The sequence below is a fragment of the Desulfovibrio subterraneus genome, from assembly GCF_013340285.1.
GTDB classification, from domain to species: Bacteria; Desulfobacterota; Desulfovibrionia; order Desulfovibrionales; family Desulfovibrionaceae; genus Halodesulfovibrio; species Halodesulfovibrio subterraneus.
Genome location: NZ_BLVO01000012.1, coordinates 649,553 through 664,074 on the forward strand (window position 1 = coordinate 649,553; position 14,522 = coordinate 664,074).

Annotated in this window: 11 protein-coding genes and 1 rRNA gene; 8 read left to right on the top strand and 4 right to left on the bottom strand. The window is 58.7% G+C overall.

The annotated features are described in order from the left end of the window. The first annotated feature begins 81 nt into the window (after positions 1-81). From HUV30_RS06865 to HUV30_RS06895, 7 genes are all read left to right on the top strand, one after another. Positions 82-336, top strand: coding sequence for a hypothetical protein (locus HUV30_RS06865; RefSeq protein WP_174404660.1), 255 nt, complete (start codon positions 82-84; stop codon positions 334-336). 3 nt (positions 337-339) lie between these two features. After that, a complete protein-coding gene (locus HUV30_RS06870; protein WP_174404661.1) occupies positions 340-900 on the top strand; it encodes a phage connector family protein in 561 nt (186 codons plus the stop codon). A gap of 100 nt (positions 901-1,000) precedes the next feature. Beyond that, a complete protein-coding gene (locus HUV30_RS06875) occupies positions 1,001-3,067 on the top strand; it encodes a phage tail protein (RefSeq protein WP_174404662.1) in 2,067 nt (688 codons plus the stop codon). After that, complete coding sequence (locus HUV30_RS06880) at positions 3,064-3,555, top strand: hypothetical protein (protein WP_174404663.1); 492 nt, start codon at positions 3,064-3,066, stop codon at positions 3,553-3,555. The genes HUV30_RS06875 and HUV30_RS06880 overlap by 4 nt, the downstream gene beginning before the upstream one ends. Then, on the top strand, positions 3,539-4,045 hold the full coding sequence (locus HUV30_RS06885) for a hypothetical protein (protein WP_174404664.1): 507 nt from the start codon (positions 3,539-3,541) through the stop codon (positions 4,043-4,045). The genes HUV30_RS06880 and HUV30_RS06885 overlap by 17 nt, the downstream gene beginning before the upstream one ends. Then, positions 4,035-4,580: a hypothetical protein gene (locus HUV30_RS06890; protein WP_174404665.1), complete on the top strand. Its 546-nt coding sequence runs from the start codon at positions 4,035-4,037 to the stop codon at positions 4,578-4,580. Before HUV30_RS06885 ends, HUV30_RS06890 begins: the two co-directional genes overlap by 11 nt. Positions 4,581-4,622: 42 nt before the next feature. Next, positions 4,623-6,470, top strand: a complete 1,848-nt coding sequence (locus HUV30_RS06895; protein WP_174404666.1) for a hypothetical protein — start codon at positions 4,623-4,625, stop codon at positions 6,468-6,470. Positions 6,471-6,601: 131 nt separating this feature from the next. Here HUV30_RS06895 and HUV30_RS06900 read toward each other — a convergent pair whose 3' ends face one another. From HUV30_RS06900 to HUV30_RS06915, 4 genes are all read right to left on the bottom strand, one after another. Beyond that, a complete protein-coding gene (locus HUV30_RS06900) occupies positions 6,602-8,647 on the bottom strand; it encodes a methyl-accepting chemotaxis protein (protein WP_174404667.1) in 2,046 nt (681 codons plus the stop codon). A 174-nt stretch (positions 8,648-8,821) separates the two neighbouring features. Further along, on the bottom strand, positions 8,822-9,406 hold the full coding sequence (locus HUV30_RS06905) for a TetR/AcrR family transcriptional regulator (RefSeq protein ID WP_174404668.1): 585 nt from the start codon (positions 9,404-9,406) through the stop codon (positions 8,822-8,824). Positions 9,407-9,689: 283 nt separating this feature from the next. Next, positions 9,690-12,920 (bottom strand): ATP-binding protein, encoded by a 3,231-nt coding sequence (locus HUV30_RS06910; RefSeq protein WP_174404669.1) that lies wholly within the window; start codon positions 12,918-12,920, stop codon positions 9,690-9,692. Positions 12,921-13,070: 150 nt separating this feature from the next. After that, on the bottom strand, positions 13,071-13,718 hold the full coding sequence (locus HUV30_RS06915; protein ID WP_174404670.1) for a tetratricopeptide repeat protein: 648 nt from the start codon (positions 13,716-13,718) through the stop codon (positions 13,071-13,073). 728 nt (positions 13,719-14,446) lie between these two features. Here HUV30_RS06915 and HUV30_RS06920 point away from each other — a divergent pair. Further along, a 16S ribosomal RNA gene (locus HUV30_RS06920) occupies positions 14,447-14,522 on the top strand; the annotation flags it as partial.

Consider the following 14,522-nt stretch of genomic DNA (forward strand, 5'->3'; position numbering starts at 1 on the left):
CAGTCACCTGCAGGCCGGGCGGCGGGAAAAGGGAGCGGAAGGGGGGCACAGAACACATTCAGGAGAACAAGGATGCGAAACATGAACGATATTACCGAGCAGGATGCCAGAAGGTTCCGGATGGCACTGCTGCGGGCAAAGCTGACGAGGCTGGCCGTCACCTTTGAAGAAGATGCTGACGAGGCCATGCTGGAACGCCTGGTCGCCTATGCAGAACGGCAACGGGCCGGAGGCGGGACCACTGATACCGGCGCGGGAGGCTGCTGTAAAAAGTGCGCTTCGGGACGGGACACCGAAACTTCTGACTGCTGCCGCGCACAGCGCAGGGAGGCGTGATTCATGGCTTCTGTCATTTCCATATGCAACAAGGGGCTGCGGTATCTCGGGGGTGAGGAGATTCTTTCCCTTGAGCAGGAATCGCGGGGTGCACGCCTGTGCAACCAGTATTACGCCGAGGTGCGTGACGAGCTGCTCGAAGAGCATCATTGGAACTTTGCAGCGCGGTATGTCTCGCTTGCTCTGCTTCCCGAATCGCCTCTGTTCGGTTTTACGCGGGCGTATCAGTTGCCTGCGGACTGTCTGCGGGTGCGCAGGCTGCGTGACAATGCCGACTTTGAAGTGGTGGAAAACCGCGTTCTGTACACAGACGCGCTATCCGCCGAAGCGGTGGTGACGGCGCGCGTGACGGACCCCGCCCGTTTTCCCGCGCTGTTTGTCGAGGTGCTTGCCCGCAAACTGGCTGCGGAACTGGCGGTGCCGCTGATGAACAGTTCGCGGCTTGAGCAGTCCATGATGACCAAGTATGTCAACGCGCTTGAGCGCGCCAAGGCCATGGACGCCACGGAAGGGGCCAGTGACCCCGATGACACGAACGAGTGGGTGCGCGCCCGCCTCTGGTAACAGGCGGGCGGTGGAGAAAAGCGATGAAGACGATCTGTTCAAACGGAAGGCGGTTTGCGGCGAAGGGCATATATGCCCCGCTGCGGGAGGGTGAGCGGACATGAGTTCGGTCAATATTCTTCAGTCGAGCTTCAACGGGGGCGAACTGTCTCCGCTGATGGATGCGAGAGTGGACCAGAGCCGCTACGGCAACGGCTGCTCACTGCTGCGCAATATGTTTGTCCATCCGCATGGACCAGCCAGCCGCAGGCCGGGGCTGCGGTATGCGGGCGGGTGCAAGTATCATGAACGACGGGCGCGGCTCATTCCTTTCGCCTTCAGCGTTGATCAGTCATACGCTCTGGAATGCGGCCACCTGTACATGCGGGTGTGGAAGGATGGCGGGCAGGTGGTGCGGGAGGACGGCACCCCTGTGGAGGTGGCCACTCCGTGGACCGAGGAGGATCTTGAGGGACTCAAGTTCTGCCAGTCTGCGGACGTGATGTATATTGTTTCACCGGCCCATGCGCCACGCAAGATCATGCGGCATGCGCATGATGACTGGCGCGTTGCCGGACTGGTCTTCGGTTCCGGCGTCATCAAGCCCGCAGGACTTGCCGGAAAGGCCGTGGGTGCCTCCGGTACCCGCGAGTATTCCTATGTGGTGACCGCCGTGAACAAGGACACCGAGGAAGAAAGCCTTCCTTCCGAACCGGTGCGGGTGCAGGCGGCTTCTTCGCTGAATGTGGATGATCGCATTGAGCTGAGCTGGGACGTGCCGGAAGGCAACTATGAGTACCGTATCTACAAATGCTGGAACGATTCTGAAAGCTACGGGTTTGTGGGCAGGGCTTCCAGCGGTTCCTGGGTGGACCGGGGCGCAACGCCTGATTTTGATGATGGTCCGCCCGAGATTCGCAATCCCTTCACGGAAGAGGGCAGTTATCCCTCTGTGGTGCAGTTCTTTCAGCAGCGGCTGTGTTTTGCGTCAAGCAGGCAGAAGCCGCAGACCGTGTGGACGAGCCAGTCCGGCAACTACGAGAATCTGAACGTGTCCAACCCCCTGCGGGCTGATGATGCGGTTACCGCCACTATTGCGGCGGACCGGGTCAATGCCATTCGCTGGATGCTGCCGACCAAGGAATTGCTCATCGGAACGGTGGGGGGCGAATGGATCATGTCCGGCGTGAACGGCGAGCCGCTTTCGCCCATGTCTGTGGCGTTTCAGCGGCAGACTGTGCGCGGTTCTGCGGACATCATGCCCATTGTCATCGGTTCCACCGTGCTGTTCGTGCAGCGCTGCGGCAAGGTGGTGCGCGAGTTCCGCTACAGTCTGGATGTGGACGGGTACGACGCCGGAGACCTGACCGTGCTCTCGGAACACATGACCCGCGACAGCATGGTCCGCGAATGGGCATATCAGCAGTCTCCGCATTCCATTGTGTGGTGCGTGCTTGAGAACGGGGCCTTGGTCGCCTTCACTTACGAACGCGAGCACAAGGTCGTGGGCTGGCACAGGCATGATACCGACGGCGTGTTCGAATCGATATGCACCATCCCCGGTCTTGGGGGGGATGAGCTGTGGTGCATTGTCCGCCGTGAAATAGAAGGCGTTCCGCGCCGGTATGTGGAGCGTCTGGCTTCGTATTTTGCCGGTGGCGGCATGCGCGATGCCTTTTTCGTGGACAGCGGGCTCACCTATGAAGGGGCTCCGCAGGACGAGATGGTCGGGCTTGAGCATCTTGAAGGAAAGACGGTTTCCATCCTCACCGATGGCTGGGTGCATCCCGACAGGGTGGTCACGGGCGGCCGCGTGGTGCTGGATAGGGCGGCTTCGCTGGTGCATGTGGGATTGGGCTTTGTCTCCGACCTGTCGCCCATGAAGCCGGAAGTGCCCTTGCGTGACGGCACGGCACAGGGGCGCACCAAGCGTATCAGCCGCCTGTGGGTGCGCCTGCATGAATCGCTGGGACTTAAGGTGGGGCCGGATGCTTCGCGGCTGCGCGAAGTGGTCTTTCGCAAGGGCAGCGATGCGCTGGGGCAGGCCATTCCCCTGTTCACCGGAGATAAGGTGGCTGAGTTTGACGCGGGCTATTCGCCGGATGCGGGCATTCTTGTCCGTCAGGACTATCCGTTGCCCATGACCGTTCTTGCGCTCATCGCGCAGTTGGAGGTGGGAGACCGATGATACATGGCTGGATGAAGGATGTGCGGATTGTCGCGGCGGGGCGTGAACATCTCACCCCGCTGTATGGCAGGCTGCGCAGAAGCGACTGCAATGAGGTGCTGGCAGCCACAGGACTTGTGCCGGAGGCGGGGCTTGAACGCTCGTTTGCCCTGTCGTCTCTGGTGTGGGCCGTGTTGCGGAGGGAAGAGGTGATTGCCCTGTTCGGAGCAGGAGCAGGGCGCAGGGCGGATACGGGTAGCCCGTGGATGCTCGGCACCGATGCCCTGAATGATATGGCGCGCGGATTTGCAATCCATTCCCTGCGGTATATCGGGCTGATGCGGCACCGGTATCCGTATCTGGAAAACTGGGTGGATGCCCGCAACCATGCTTCCATTCGCTGGTTGCGCCGGTGCGGTTTCACCGTAGAGAAGGCGGCTCCGTTCGGCCCGTTCGGGTTGCCGTTTCATAACTTTCATATGGGAGGTGGGCATGTGCACCATACTTAACCTTGCCCTTGCGGCCAGTGCCGTTGTGGGGATGGGCTCCACGCTGATCATGCAGGAAGAGGCCGCGGCCAACCAGCGTCGCATGGCCAATTATCAGGCAGACTTGGCTGAGACGCAGGCGCGTCAGGCCCGCTATGAGGCGGATAACACAAGAAAGCTGGCCAGATACGAAGCCGGAAGCATGCGCAGGGATTTTCTGCGGGCGCAGGGGGAGCAGCGGTCGCTTCTGGCGGCAGGCGGTGTGAGCATGGCGGACGGCAGCGCCATGGACGTGCTGCTGGATAATGCATCCGAGGCAAGACGGCGTGAGGAGCTCAGGCTCTATCAGGGCGAGATGGATGCGTGGCGGGCGGAGAACCAGTCCCGCAGCCTGCTGGCAGATGTCGGACTGAACAGGATGCAGGCATCGCAGAGTCGTGTTTCCGGCTGGACCTATGCCAAGACCGGCACATCGTTCATGTCGCAGCAGGCAGGTGCTTATGCCAGGTAGCGGAATACCTCTCGGAGCGCTTTTCGGGAGCGGGTTGTCCGCAGCCGATTCCACGCTGGGGTCCTATCTTACCGTGAGCGAGATGTTCGAGGAAGAGAGGAACAGGAAGCGCGAACTGGCGTTCAAGGCCGACTCTTACCGCAACGACGCCATCATTGCCGAATATGAGGCGGATCATGCGCGGGCCATGGCAAGCATTCGCGCCAAGGAGATCGTCAGGGGCTTCCGGCGTCAGAACGGAGCCATGCGGGCCGGAATGGCTGTTTCCGGGGTGGTCATCAGCGACGGCAGTGCCGTGGATGCTTTGATGGACCGGGCGGCAGAGGCCGGAAGGGCAAAGGAACTGGCGGAATATGAAGGCGAGATGCAGGCGTGGAGGCATGAAAATGATGCCGCTGCAGCGCATTCGCAGCGCCGGTTTACCGAGAGCCAGTCGCGCACGACCTTTGCCTCGCGCTACAGGCAGGCCAAGACCGTGTGGACCGAAGCGAATAAGGTGAAGGATGTGTGGTCCAATCTGGCGGACCTGCTTTAGCCATACAAGATGCGCCTTTTGGGGGCGGTACAGGAGAAGACAATGGGATTGCATATTCCCGGTACGGAAACGGCAGGCAACGCAGGGCGGGGCAGGGAAACCATTCTGGATTCCGTTGCTCCGAGGGGCGGCGCTGCCCTGCGTGATGATACAGGGCGGGTGACCGGAGCGCTGCGTCGTGCGGTGGAGGCCGAAGGGCGTTTTCGCAGCATCGTTGATGAGGCGCAGCCGGGGCGCATGCAGGAAGCGGCTGCACAGTTCGGCAAGGTGCCGAAGTCGGCGCTTTCCGGCAGCACTGATCCTGTTGAGCAGGCTGCGGTGGTGGGCCAGCTTGATCTGGGCATGGCGCTGCACGAGGACAGGTTGCGCCTGCGCGCCATGAAGGACAGGGCGCAGGAGATGCAGCAGCTGCGCGAGGAGCGTATGGCCGGTATGCTGCGGGATGCGGGCGATGCCGGTGGCATGGCAGGCATGTCTGCCTCGCCGGAACTGCAGCAGCGCGCCTTCGGGCATCTGAGTAACGCGCTGCTTTCCATGGAGCAGACGTATCGTGCCACTGGGCAGGCGCTCGGGGAAGCCAGGGAGGCCACGGACCAGCGCATCCGTTCCACACGGTCCGGCATGACCGGGGCGTTTCTGGCGAGAATGGCGCAGGATGACCCCTCGCATGCGCATGCCCTGCTGGGGCAGCTGGGTGGAACGCTTGAGGAAAGTGATCTGGAAAAAACCAGATCTGCCGTGAAGAGTGCTGTTGAGAACCATGCCATCTCCATGCTGGAAGAGCGTTTCCGGCGTGACGACGGTGTGGATTATGACGGGGCGTTGGGCGACCTTGCAGGCATGGCGGACATGCCGGAATTTGACGACACGAGCCGGAACACTGTGCGGGAACGGCTTGAGATGAACCGGGCACGTCAGGCGTATCAGAAAGGCAAGGGCGATGCGGCGCAGCGGGCGCAGACATTTGAAGCCTTCTACAAGGCCGTGGACGAAGGCGACGTGCAGGCTGCCCGCACTCTGCTCGACAGGGATTTCGCGTTGGATGAGAAGGTGCGCGGACGTATGCGTGAATCGCTCAAGGTCGACAAGTGGGAGACAGAACCGGATGCCTTGATCAAGACCGTGGAGCGTATCGGGAAGGGCGAGATCAAGGACGCCTATATGATCGTGCCCGACAGAGATATGTCCCATGCGGATGCCTCGGCGCTTCGGGATTTGCTGGATAGAAAGGGGACCCGCGCGGATTTGGAGAACAGGATGTTTCACCGCGGGGTGGAAAATGTGCTGGGAAAAATGGAAGGGGCAAAGGCGGAGGACAAGGCGGGGGCCGTGCGCACCCTGTTTGCCGCGCTGAAGGATTCCCGCGACAAGGGTGAGGATACTGTTCTGCTGTTCACCCCCGGAAAGAAGGGAAACATCATCGACAGCGTGACAACAGCCTACGGTATGGGCAATGCAATGGCAGAAGACGAGAGAGGGCCATTATGGAGCCGTGGGGGACTCGGGCAGTCTGAGGAAATGACTCCTCCCGGTTTGTATCCTGACGGGACAGGAAGGGGCAAAGCCAGATCGGGTAATGGAGAGCATGGGGGTGGCGGGTCTGACCGTAACAGGCCGGACCGCGACCTTCCGGACCCAGACAGGCCAAACCGCAAGCATCCGGACCGAAAGCATCCGGACCGAAAGCATCCAAATCGGTTCAATCCTGATCTGTTGAGGCCGGAGTCGCTGCCGGACACCGGGAGTGGGGGAGTCACAAAGCCTCCCGCAGGAACGGGCGGGTTGAGCAGAGGCAGTGCATTGTTTGGGAAGCCGGACGGAATTCCCGAGGTCTCATTTCTGCCAGGCATAATAGGGAATGATTCGCCCGGTATGGTTGAGAAATTGTGACGCGACTGGCGGGCTACGGGCTATCAGCCAATGTGACTCCGCGTATAACCCTGCAGAAACCGTGTGTTCCAGATACATTCCCGCCTGAAAAGAGAAGCCCCCGCGACCGGAAGGTTGCGGGGGCTTTGGCATCAGAACTTTTCAAATTCACTGTCATCTGTGTCCATATCCAGACGGAGCTTGGGCTGCCGGTCCTTGGGAACCGATTTCGTCGGTTTGGCAGCCAGCGCCCGAGGGCGGGCAGGGGCTATCTTCGCGCGGACAGGGCGTGCCTGCGGCATGCTTTGGCGGGTGTCCCCGTCAACCTTGAAGAAGGCGATAGTCTGCTGCAGCTGGATAGCCTGCGCAGAAAGTTCCTCGGAGGTGGAGGCCATTTCTTCGGAAGCGGAGGCATTTTCCTGAATGATCTGCTCAAGCTGGGAGATAGCCTTGTTCACCTGCTGCGCGCCATTGGCCTGTTCGCCGGTTCCTGCTGCAATCTCCTGCACCAGTTCGGCGGTGCGCTGTATTTCGGGTACCAGAGCGGTCAGCATGGCACCGGCCTTCTCGGCTATGCCCACACTCTTCGAAGACAGTTCGCTGATCTCCGCAGCGGCATTGCCGGAACGTTCGGCCAGCTTGCGTACTTCAGCAGCCACCACGGCAAATCCCTTGCCGTGCTCGCCTGCGCGGGCGGCTTCAATGGCGGCGTTGAGAGCGAGCAGGTTGGTCTGGCGGGCAATTTCTTCAATGATGGTGATCTTTTCCGCAATGTTTTTCATGGCCGAAACAGTCTGCCCGACGGCGGAACCGCTTTCAGAGGCGCTGGAGGCAGCAGCACGGGAAATGCGTTCGGTTTCGGTGGCATTTGCGGCGTTCTGCGAGATGTTCGCGGTCATCTGTTCCATGGAGGCTGAAATCTCTTCAATGGATGCCGCCTGTTCGGTTGCCCCCTGCGAGAGGGTCTGCGAGGTGCCGGAAAGCTCTTCGCTGCCTGCGGCCACATTTTCCGCGCCGCTTTCGATGGAGCCTGCAACTTCCTGCAGCTTCTGCACCATGCTGCGCAGCGAGGCCGCAAGCTGGCCAATCTCGTCTTTCTGGTCCACATCAAGCGTGACGGTAAGGTCGCCGGTGGCAACCACTTCGGCAAAGTCCACACCCTTTCTCAGCGGGCCGATGATGCCGCGGGCGATGATGAACGCGAGGAACAGGCCTATGACGATGGCGACGGAGCTGCCGATGAGCACGACCCTGCGGGTTGCTTCTGCTGCAAGCAGCATGGCCTCGTCGGTCATGATATTTTCCGAGGTGACAACGCGCACCTTGTTCAGCATTTCTTGCGTCTGCTCGAGGGCAGGCATTGTTTCGGACACGAATATCCGCTTGGCTTCGTTCACCCCGTCGGCACGGCTGATATACTCGTTGATCACGGTATCCAGAGCGTTCAGGGTTTCATGGGCAAAGGGCTCCGTTTCGTTGTGGTAAAAGTGGGTCGCTTCGGCACGCTGACCCGCACGGAGCATGCCGTCCAGTTTTACACCGCTCTGGTGCAGGTGCTCATGTGGAGCGAAAATGGGGGTGACAAGGGCGGCAAACTGGGTGTCGCTGTCTATGCGGTCCTTCACTTCCTTCGAATACAGCCACTTGCCCAGCCCGCACTGGGTATGATCCAGCTGCACGGCAAGCTGCGTGACCTTGGCATCGGTAATGGCGTTGAGGACGGAGTTCATCCATGACAGGTGATCCATCTTCTTTGCCTGCATGAAGTTGAGAAGGGCACCATCGGCAGGGCGGTAGGCTTCTTTGATTCTTATGGCGGATTCGTGGAGGTGCTTGTGAGGAGTTTCAATATCCTTGAGTATCGGAACAAGGGCCGGAACGAGTTGCTCCGCATCCTTGCGCCCCTGCCCGTAGAGCCATTTGCCGAAGCCGCACAGGGTCGGGTCTGTCTGTACATTGAGAGTGTGCACTGTATCATCCGAAAGTAGCAACTGTACTTTTTCTGCCCACTTCAGATGGTCCACTGTTTTTTGTGTCACATCTGCCTTAAGTTCGTTGCCGTGTATAACTTCTTCCGAGTTGTGCACAATGGTACCTATTCCTGTTACCGACCAGAGAGACACTCCGAGCAGTAAAAGAAGGATTGAGCCAAACCCGATACAGAATTTTCCTTTAAGGCTGATGTTCTTCCAGTTCACACGTAGCTCCTTGCCCAATTGTTGGTATGCGTCTCTCTATATTGTACAAGCGAGAGACTTCAGCTTCAGATTCAGGATAGAGTAAAATAGAGGTGCGATAAAGAACAGTACAAATATTATAATGAAAAAGCGCCGTGCTGAGCACGGCGCTTTAAGATTTCCTGCAGTCTGTTTCTATTTAGTGGTCAGCAGGCGGGTGTAGCTCTCAATGACACTCTTCAGAATGTCATCCGAAGAGTCGATGAAGCCGAAATGAACGGCCCTTACAAGACCCACCATGGTGCTCATCAGCATGTCGGCGTAATCCTGCGCGGAAACGTCTTCGCGGATGATTCCTTCCTGCTTACCTTCTTCAATGGATTCCTTCAGGTAGTTGGTAACGTAGGAGTAGATCTCCTTGATCTGAAGGAAGACATCGTCGTGGCGCTGGCCGTAGCGGGTGGGGGCATCGCGGAAGATGAGGCTGAATTCCATGTTGTTCTTCTTAACGAACACGTAGAAGGACTTGATCACGGACTCCAGCTTCTCAAGGGCGTTTTCCGGGCCACGCACTTCAAGGTACTTTTCGATATCGCTGATAAGCTGGGTCTTCACGTTGTTGATAAGCGTGAAGAAGATATCGTCCTTGGTCTGGAAGTGGCGGAAGATGGTACCTTCGGCAACGCCTGCTTCCTTGGCCAGAAGGCTGGTGGGGGTGTTGTTGAATCCGCGCTCGGCAAAAAGGCGAGCGGCAGTGTCCAGTATTACGTCGCGTTTCATGTTCTATCCCTTATATGTCTTGCCCGTCTTCACAGTGAGACGGGCTGATGGAGTGTACTATTGTTGTTGTCCAGCAGTGTACTCTTTATAGCAAGCAGCAGTGGACTATTAAATTTAAGTGTTCACTCACGCAGTTTGAATACCCGCATGGCGGGGCCTTGTCAACCGCAAGGTCGCCAAAAAGCGAGGGTGAAGCTCTTTTCAGATGAAGCGCGTTCCCCTGCCGGGTGCGGCAGTGCCGGAGGGGTATATGGGGGGGCGCAGAGCCTTTGTCGAAACCGGATTACCGCGTGGTTCGGGGGTCCGTGGCGGTCATGGCCTTGTGCATGCGGTATATGTCCGTCAGCGCACGGTTGTTGCGCTGGGCCATGTTCTCAAGCTCGGGCAGCAGGTTCAGGATGGCGTCCAGATCATCAGCCTGAGCTGCCCGTTCAACGCAGCGGGCCATGCGTTCAAGCACCCGCAGGCCGAAACTTGATGCGGTGCCGGCCAGACGGCCTGCGGCTTCCTGCACACCGAGCGGGCTGCCCTTGCGCACGCTTCTGTGGGCATCGGCAAGGGCCTCGTCTATGTTCTCCAGCAGGCCGGGAACAAGCGGCAGAAGGCTGGCGTCAAGCGTGGGCATGTCTGAATCGGCTGACGGCGCTGTGTGAACCAAAGGTTTTGCCTGCTCTTTTGCCTGAACCTGTTCAGGCATCCGCTCTTGCGATTGAGTTCCGGAGGGAGATTGCGTGCTTGCAGGCTGCCCGCTGATGTCATGGTCTGCGGCCTGTTGCCGCACGGGGGCTGCCTGCACTGCACCTGTCGTAGCCGTCAGCCTTGCAGCTTGTGCTGCAGCGGGGGTGTCCGGCGTACTCGGCTGGTTCTGCGTCTGTTTATCTGTGCGTTCCTTCCAGTGTTCGGGAACGGTAAGGTCGTCTGCATTCTGTCCGGTCAGGTCTGGCGTGGTTGATCCTTCAGCTGCAGAGCCGGATTTTCTGATTGCGGCTTCAACTGCGGTTTCAACGGTGCTTTTGCCTGCGGGACTGACTGCGGGTTTGGCCGCGGGTCTGTCAGCGGGCTGGGCCGCGGGCTGCGCTGTGAAGGACTGCTGCTGAGCGGGCTCCTCAAAGGCGAAGTCTTCGTCCGCCCCTTCCTGCGCTGGAGCCAGGCGGGTTACCACTTCAAGCAGGCGCATGCGCGAGAGCGGCTTGAGCAGGGTTGCCGTGGAGCCTGCTTCCAGCATGCGGGCGCTTTCTTCGGGCCGCGAGGCAAGTGCGAGAATGGGGGCGGCGCTCAGTCCCAGTTCGGTTTCAAGCGCACGGATGGCCTGCACTGCCTGCGATCCGCCAAGGCCGGGCATATCCGCATCAATAAGCACCATGCCGAAGGGCTGCTGTTTGTAGCGTGCCAGCGCCTCTTCTCCGGTTCTGGCTTCCTCCAGCTGGTAGGGAAGCCCCTCAAGGAAGAAACGTACCAGCTGCCGGTTGCTCGCCACATCGTCTGCCACGAGTATACGATTTGCCTGCGGTTTCGGCGGCTTGCTAAAAGGAGAATAGGAGCTGAAGTCGTCATCGCGTGCGGTGGGTGAGGTTATCTGCACGTCTCCGGGCAGAGGATGCAGGCGTACGGAAAAGCTCACTTCCGTTCCGTTGTTGGGGCTGGACTGCAGGCAGATGACGCCTCCCATAAGGGATATCAGGTCACGCGCAATGGTCAGCCCGAGGCCTGAACCGCCGTATCGGCCTGTTCCGGACTCGGGACTCAGACAAAATTCTTCGAACACGTCATACTGGTTTTGCAGGGGAATGCTTATGCCGTTGTCCTTGATGGTAAAAAGCAGGTGCCCTGCATTGGTGCTTTCTGCAATGCGGTGCACCTTGAAGCTGACAGTGCCTCTGTCGGTGAAACGTACGGCGTTGCCCAGCAGGTTCAGCAGCACCTGCAGCAGGCGGTCTGCATCTCCGCTGTATTTCACATGCAGGTGCGGCTCCATGTACCAGGAAAGATTCAGACCCTTCTGCTCGGCCATGGGCTGGATGATGTCGTGTGCTTCCACAAGAATATGCTGCAGATCAAAAGGCTTCTGCTTGAGGTGCATGCGTCCCTTGCTGATGCGGCTGGCATCAAGCAGGTCGCTGACAAGTGTGGAAAGATTGCCTGCGGCTGCCTGCACCGTGCGCACCTTCTTCAGAGCATCGGCATCAAGAGGGGCAAGCGTCAGCGATTCTGCCGCATTGCATATGGCGTGCAACGGCGTGCGCAGGTCATGACTGACTCTGGCAATCAGCTGCTGGGCCGGTTTGGTCTCGGCCGGTGTGCTTGAGTCGTCCGCGGAGAGACAAAGAGATTCAGAAGGTCGGGTCAGGGGCAGTGCGACAAGCGGGGTAAGCACGAGCAGGCCGACCGTTGCACCGGCAAATGGGATGACAGCGGCAATGCGTGCCATTTCGGGTGACATGAGAGGAATGTAGACGGCAAGAACTCCGGCTGCGGTAAGGAGGCAGGCCAGCAGATACCGCTTTGCACCGGGCAGCTTTGCGCGGCTGCATTGCAGCGCAGGAATGGCCGTTAACAATGCCAGTGCGGGCCATAGGGGGAGTATGCGGACAAGCCCGCTGCAGCCGGGGACGAGCGGCGCCACGGCAAGAGCTGCCCCGAATACGGAGAGGCCTTTCAGGGATGCATCAATGGCGGGTACTTTGTCCCATGTATTGAGCACATGCCTGCCTACATGGGGCAGAAGCACGAGTGCAAGGCCGGGAGTGAGAATGGCCCATGCCGCAGAGAAGGGCAGGCCGCCGGCAGGAGCCGGAGGCGGTCCGCTGAGGTTGTGCAGCAATATGAGCGCACCGTAGAGCCCGAGCCAGAAGCGGCTTTCGCCCCTGCCCATGGCGAACATCAGAAAATTGAGCAGCACAAGCCCCGCGGCCAGCCCTGCGATGGCGATTCCATATGAAGGAGTGCCGGTGATGGGCGTGTTGGCCTTGCGCAGTTCCAGCGAGGGATAAAACCACAGTCCGGTCGGCCCTGCTATGCGTACGTAGCAGGTAACTGTGCCTTCCGGAGGAACGGGAAGGGGAAAGCGTGCCGTTCCGGTTGCTTCCAGCGCTTCCCAGCCAGTCGGCCACGGCGATTTGTCGTCGGCATACTGGGGAACAAAAAGCTGCACACCACCGGGTTGGGCAGAACCAAGATCAAGCACGGGATAGAGCAGCTCTTCGTGCAGTCTGCCGGTTTTGTCAGCCTCCAGCGTCAGGCGAAGCCAGCAGGCAGCAACGCCGCCCGATACCGATCGGAAGGCAAGGGGCGTGAATTTCTGTATATATGATGCGGAGGCAACCTGATCGATGGTCAGCTTGCCGTACGGATCTTCAAGGGCATCCATGTGCGGCTTGAGGGGCAGCGAGCTCATGACCACGGTCAAGGGCACGGCCGGAGAACTGGCGGCAAAAGCCGGACAGCACAGGGCCATGCTGAACAGGATGGTGATGACAATACGGGAGAGCTGGCGGGCCGCTACTGATGCAATCATGAATTCCTCAATACAGGTCACGCGGAGATTTATTCGGTTTTATGGGGAACTGGAGGTTTTGTCCATCCGCAGGAGCGGAACAGGCGGAAATTGCGGGGAAATGCCGCCCCGCATGATGTTTCACTACTGCGAGGCGGCAGGGAGTATCATCTAATTGGAGTGCTGCCTGATCAGTTCGGTAATGGGCATGCCATTGGGGGCCTTGGCATTGGGGTTGATGGACAGCAGTTCCTTCCATGCGGCAAGGGCGGCTTCCTTCTGATTAAGGTCGTGCATGAGCACTATGCCCTTGTTGAAGCGCGACTGTTCGTGCTTGGGGTTCAGGCCGCGGGCAATGTCAAACTGCTCCAGCGCTTTCCGGGGTTCTCCTGCACGGCGATACATGACGCCAAGGTCGGTATGCACATCCGCATTGCCGGGGGCGAGTTCAAGCGCCCTGGTGTAGGCGGTGATGGCGGCCTTGGGCTTGTCGCTGTCAAAATAGGCGTGGCCAAGGTGTATCCATGCGTCCGCATTGGCAGGATCATCGCGGGTGATCTTCTCGTACTTGAGTATTTGCGCGGCTATGTTGGGATCTATCTGCGTCTGCTGAGCCTGCGGTGCCTGCTGTGCGGGAGCCTGCTGTGTCTGTGTTACGTGTATGGGGGCAGGGGAGTATATGGTGGTGAGCAGGTTGCCTACGTACAGGCCGAGAGCCAGCGCAATACCAACGGATACGTAGAGCGTGCCTTTGGAGACGTAGCGCCCTTCCTGAACCTGACGTGCTATTTCCTGAAGTTCCTGTTTGCTGTGCGACATGGTGTATCCTCTGGGTTGGATGAGGTTGTATTTTAAGAACTCGTGCGGAGGCCGTTCTGCGCGGTGTAGTCCGCGAGAAACGGGGAACATGGTTCCGATCGTCAGCGCCATGTATATGATAAGAGGCGTATGAAGACAAACGGGAAGGTTGCAGAACAATTATATTCTGTAAAAACAGACTACTGACTGTTTAGTAGTGAGAAATTCCAAAAACCTTGTTGACGTGCGTCGCTGATTTGCTTAAACCCTCCTTCCCTGCACCGGCAGGGACAGTTCTTTCACATCACGAGTTTTTCCATCACCCTTGTATATTTGGGAATCGATCATAAAGACCGGTTCCGACAGGCAGAGCGGATCGCCGAAAAAAGTTTCAAAAACAACTTGACGGTGGACGCGAAGCTCTGTAGAAGCTGCCTCTCGCTTCGGCGAGAAGTTCTTTCAAAAACACAAGGGCGTCACATCAGGGTTTCACCCGACCGCATGAAGGCATTCAGTGAATGCATCATGAAGCCGCAAGGTTCAGGTCGCCGGCTGAAACGACTTCGAAAAAAAAGTTGAAAAAGATGTTGACGGAGCGATGAGGAAGTGCCATAAGCCTCCCTCGCCGCTACGGAAAAACGCCGTGCGGAACTTGAGGTTCTTTGACAATTAAATAGCGAGTTGGACAGAAAGATATCAGCTAGCGTGATTAAGGGAATTAGCCCCCTTAGTCATGAAGACACAGATTTGAACTGGAGAGTTTGATTCTGGCTCAGATTGAACGCTGGCGGCGTGCCTAACACATGCAAGTCGAACGAGAAAGTT

Excerpts from the sequence above, each read along its gene's own strand:
- HUV30_RS06895 (WP_174404666.1), top strand. The coding sequence starts at position 4,623 with ATGGGATTGCATATTCCCGGTACGGAAACGGCAGGCAACGCAGGGCGG.
- HUV30_RS06870 (WP_174404661.1), top strand. The coding sequence starts at position 340 with ATGGCTTCTGTCATTTCCATATGCAACAAGGGGCTGCGGTATCTCGGG.
- HUV30_RS06875 (WP_174404662.1), top strand. The coding sequence starts at position 1,001 with ATGAGTTCGGTCAATATTCTTCAGTCGAGCTTCAACGGGGGCGAACTG.
- HUV30_RS06905 (WP_174404668.1), bottom strand. The coding sequence starts at position 9,406 with ATGAAACGCGACGTAATACTGGACACTGCCGCTCGCCTTTTTGCCGAG.
- HUV30_RS06890 (WP_174404665.1), top strand. The coding sequence starts at position 4,035 with ATGCCAGGTAGCGGAATACCTCTCGGAGCGCTTTTCGGGAGCGGGTTG.
- HUV30_RS06885 (WP_174404664.1), top strand. The coding sequence starts at position 3,539 with ATGTGCACCATACTTAACCTTGCCCTTGCGGCCAGTGCCGTTGTGGGG.
- HUV30_RS06880 (WP_174404663.1), top strand. The coding sequence starts at position 3,064 with ATGATACATGGCTGGATGAAGGATGTGCGGATTGTCGCGGCGGGGCGT.
- HUV30_RS06915 (WP_174404670.1), bottom strand. The coding sequence starts at position 13,718 with ATGTCGCACAGCAAACAGGAACTTCAGGAAATAGCACGTCAGGTTCAG.
- HUV30_RS06910 (WP_174404669.1), bottom strand. The coding sequence starts at position 12,920 with ATGATTGCATCAGTAGCGGCCCGCCAGCTCTCCCGTATTGTCATCACC.
- HUV30_RS06865 (WP_174404660.1), top strand. The coding sequence starts at position 82 with ATGAACGATATTACCGAGCAGGATGCCAGAAGGTTCCGGATGGCACTG.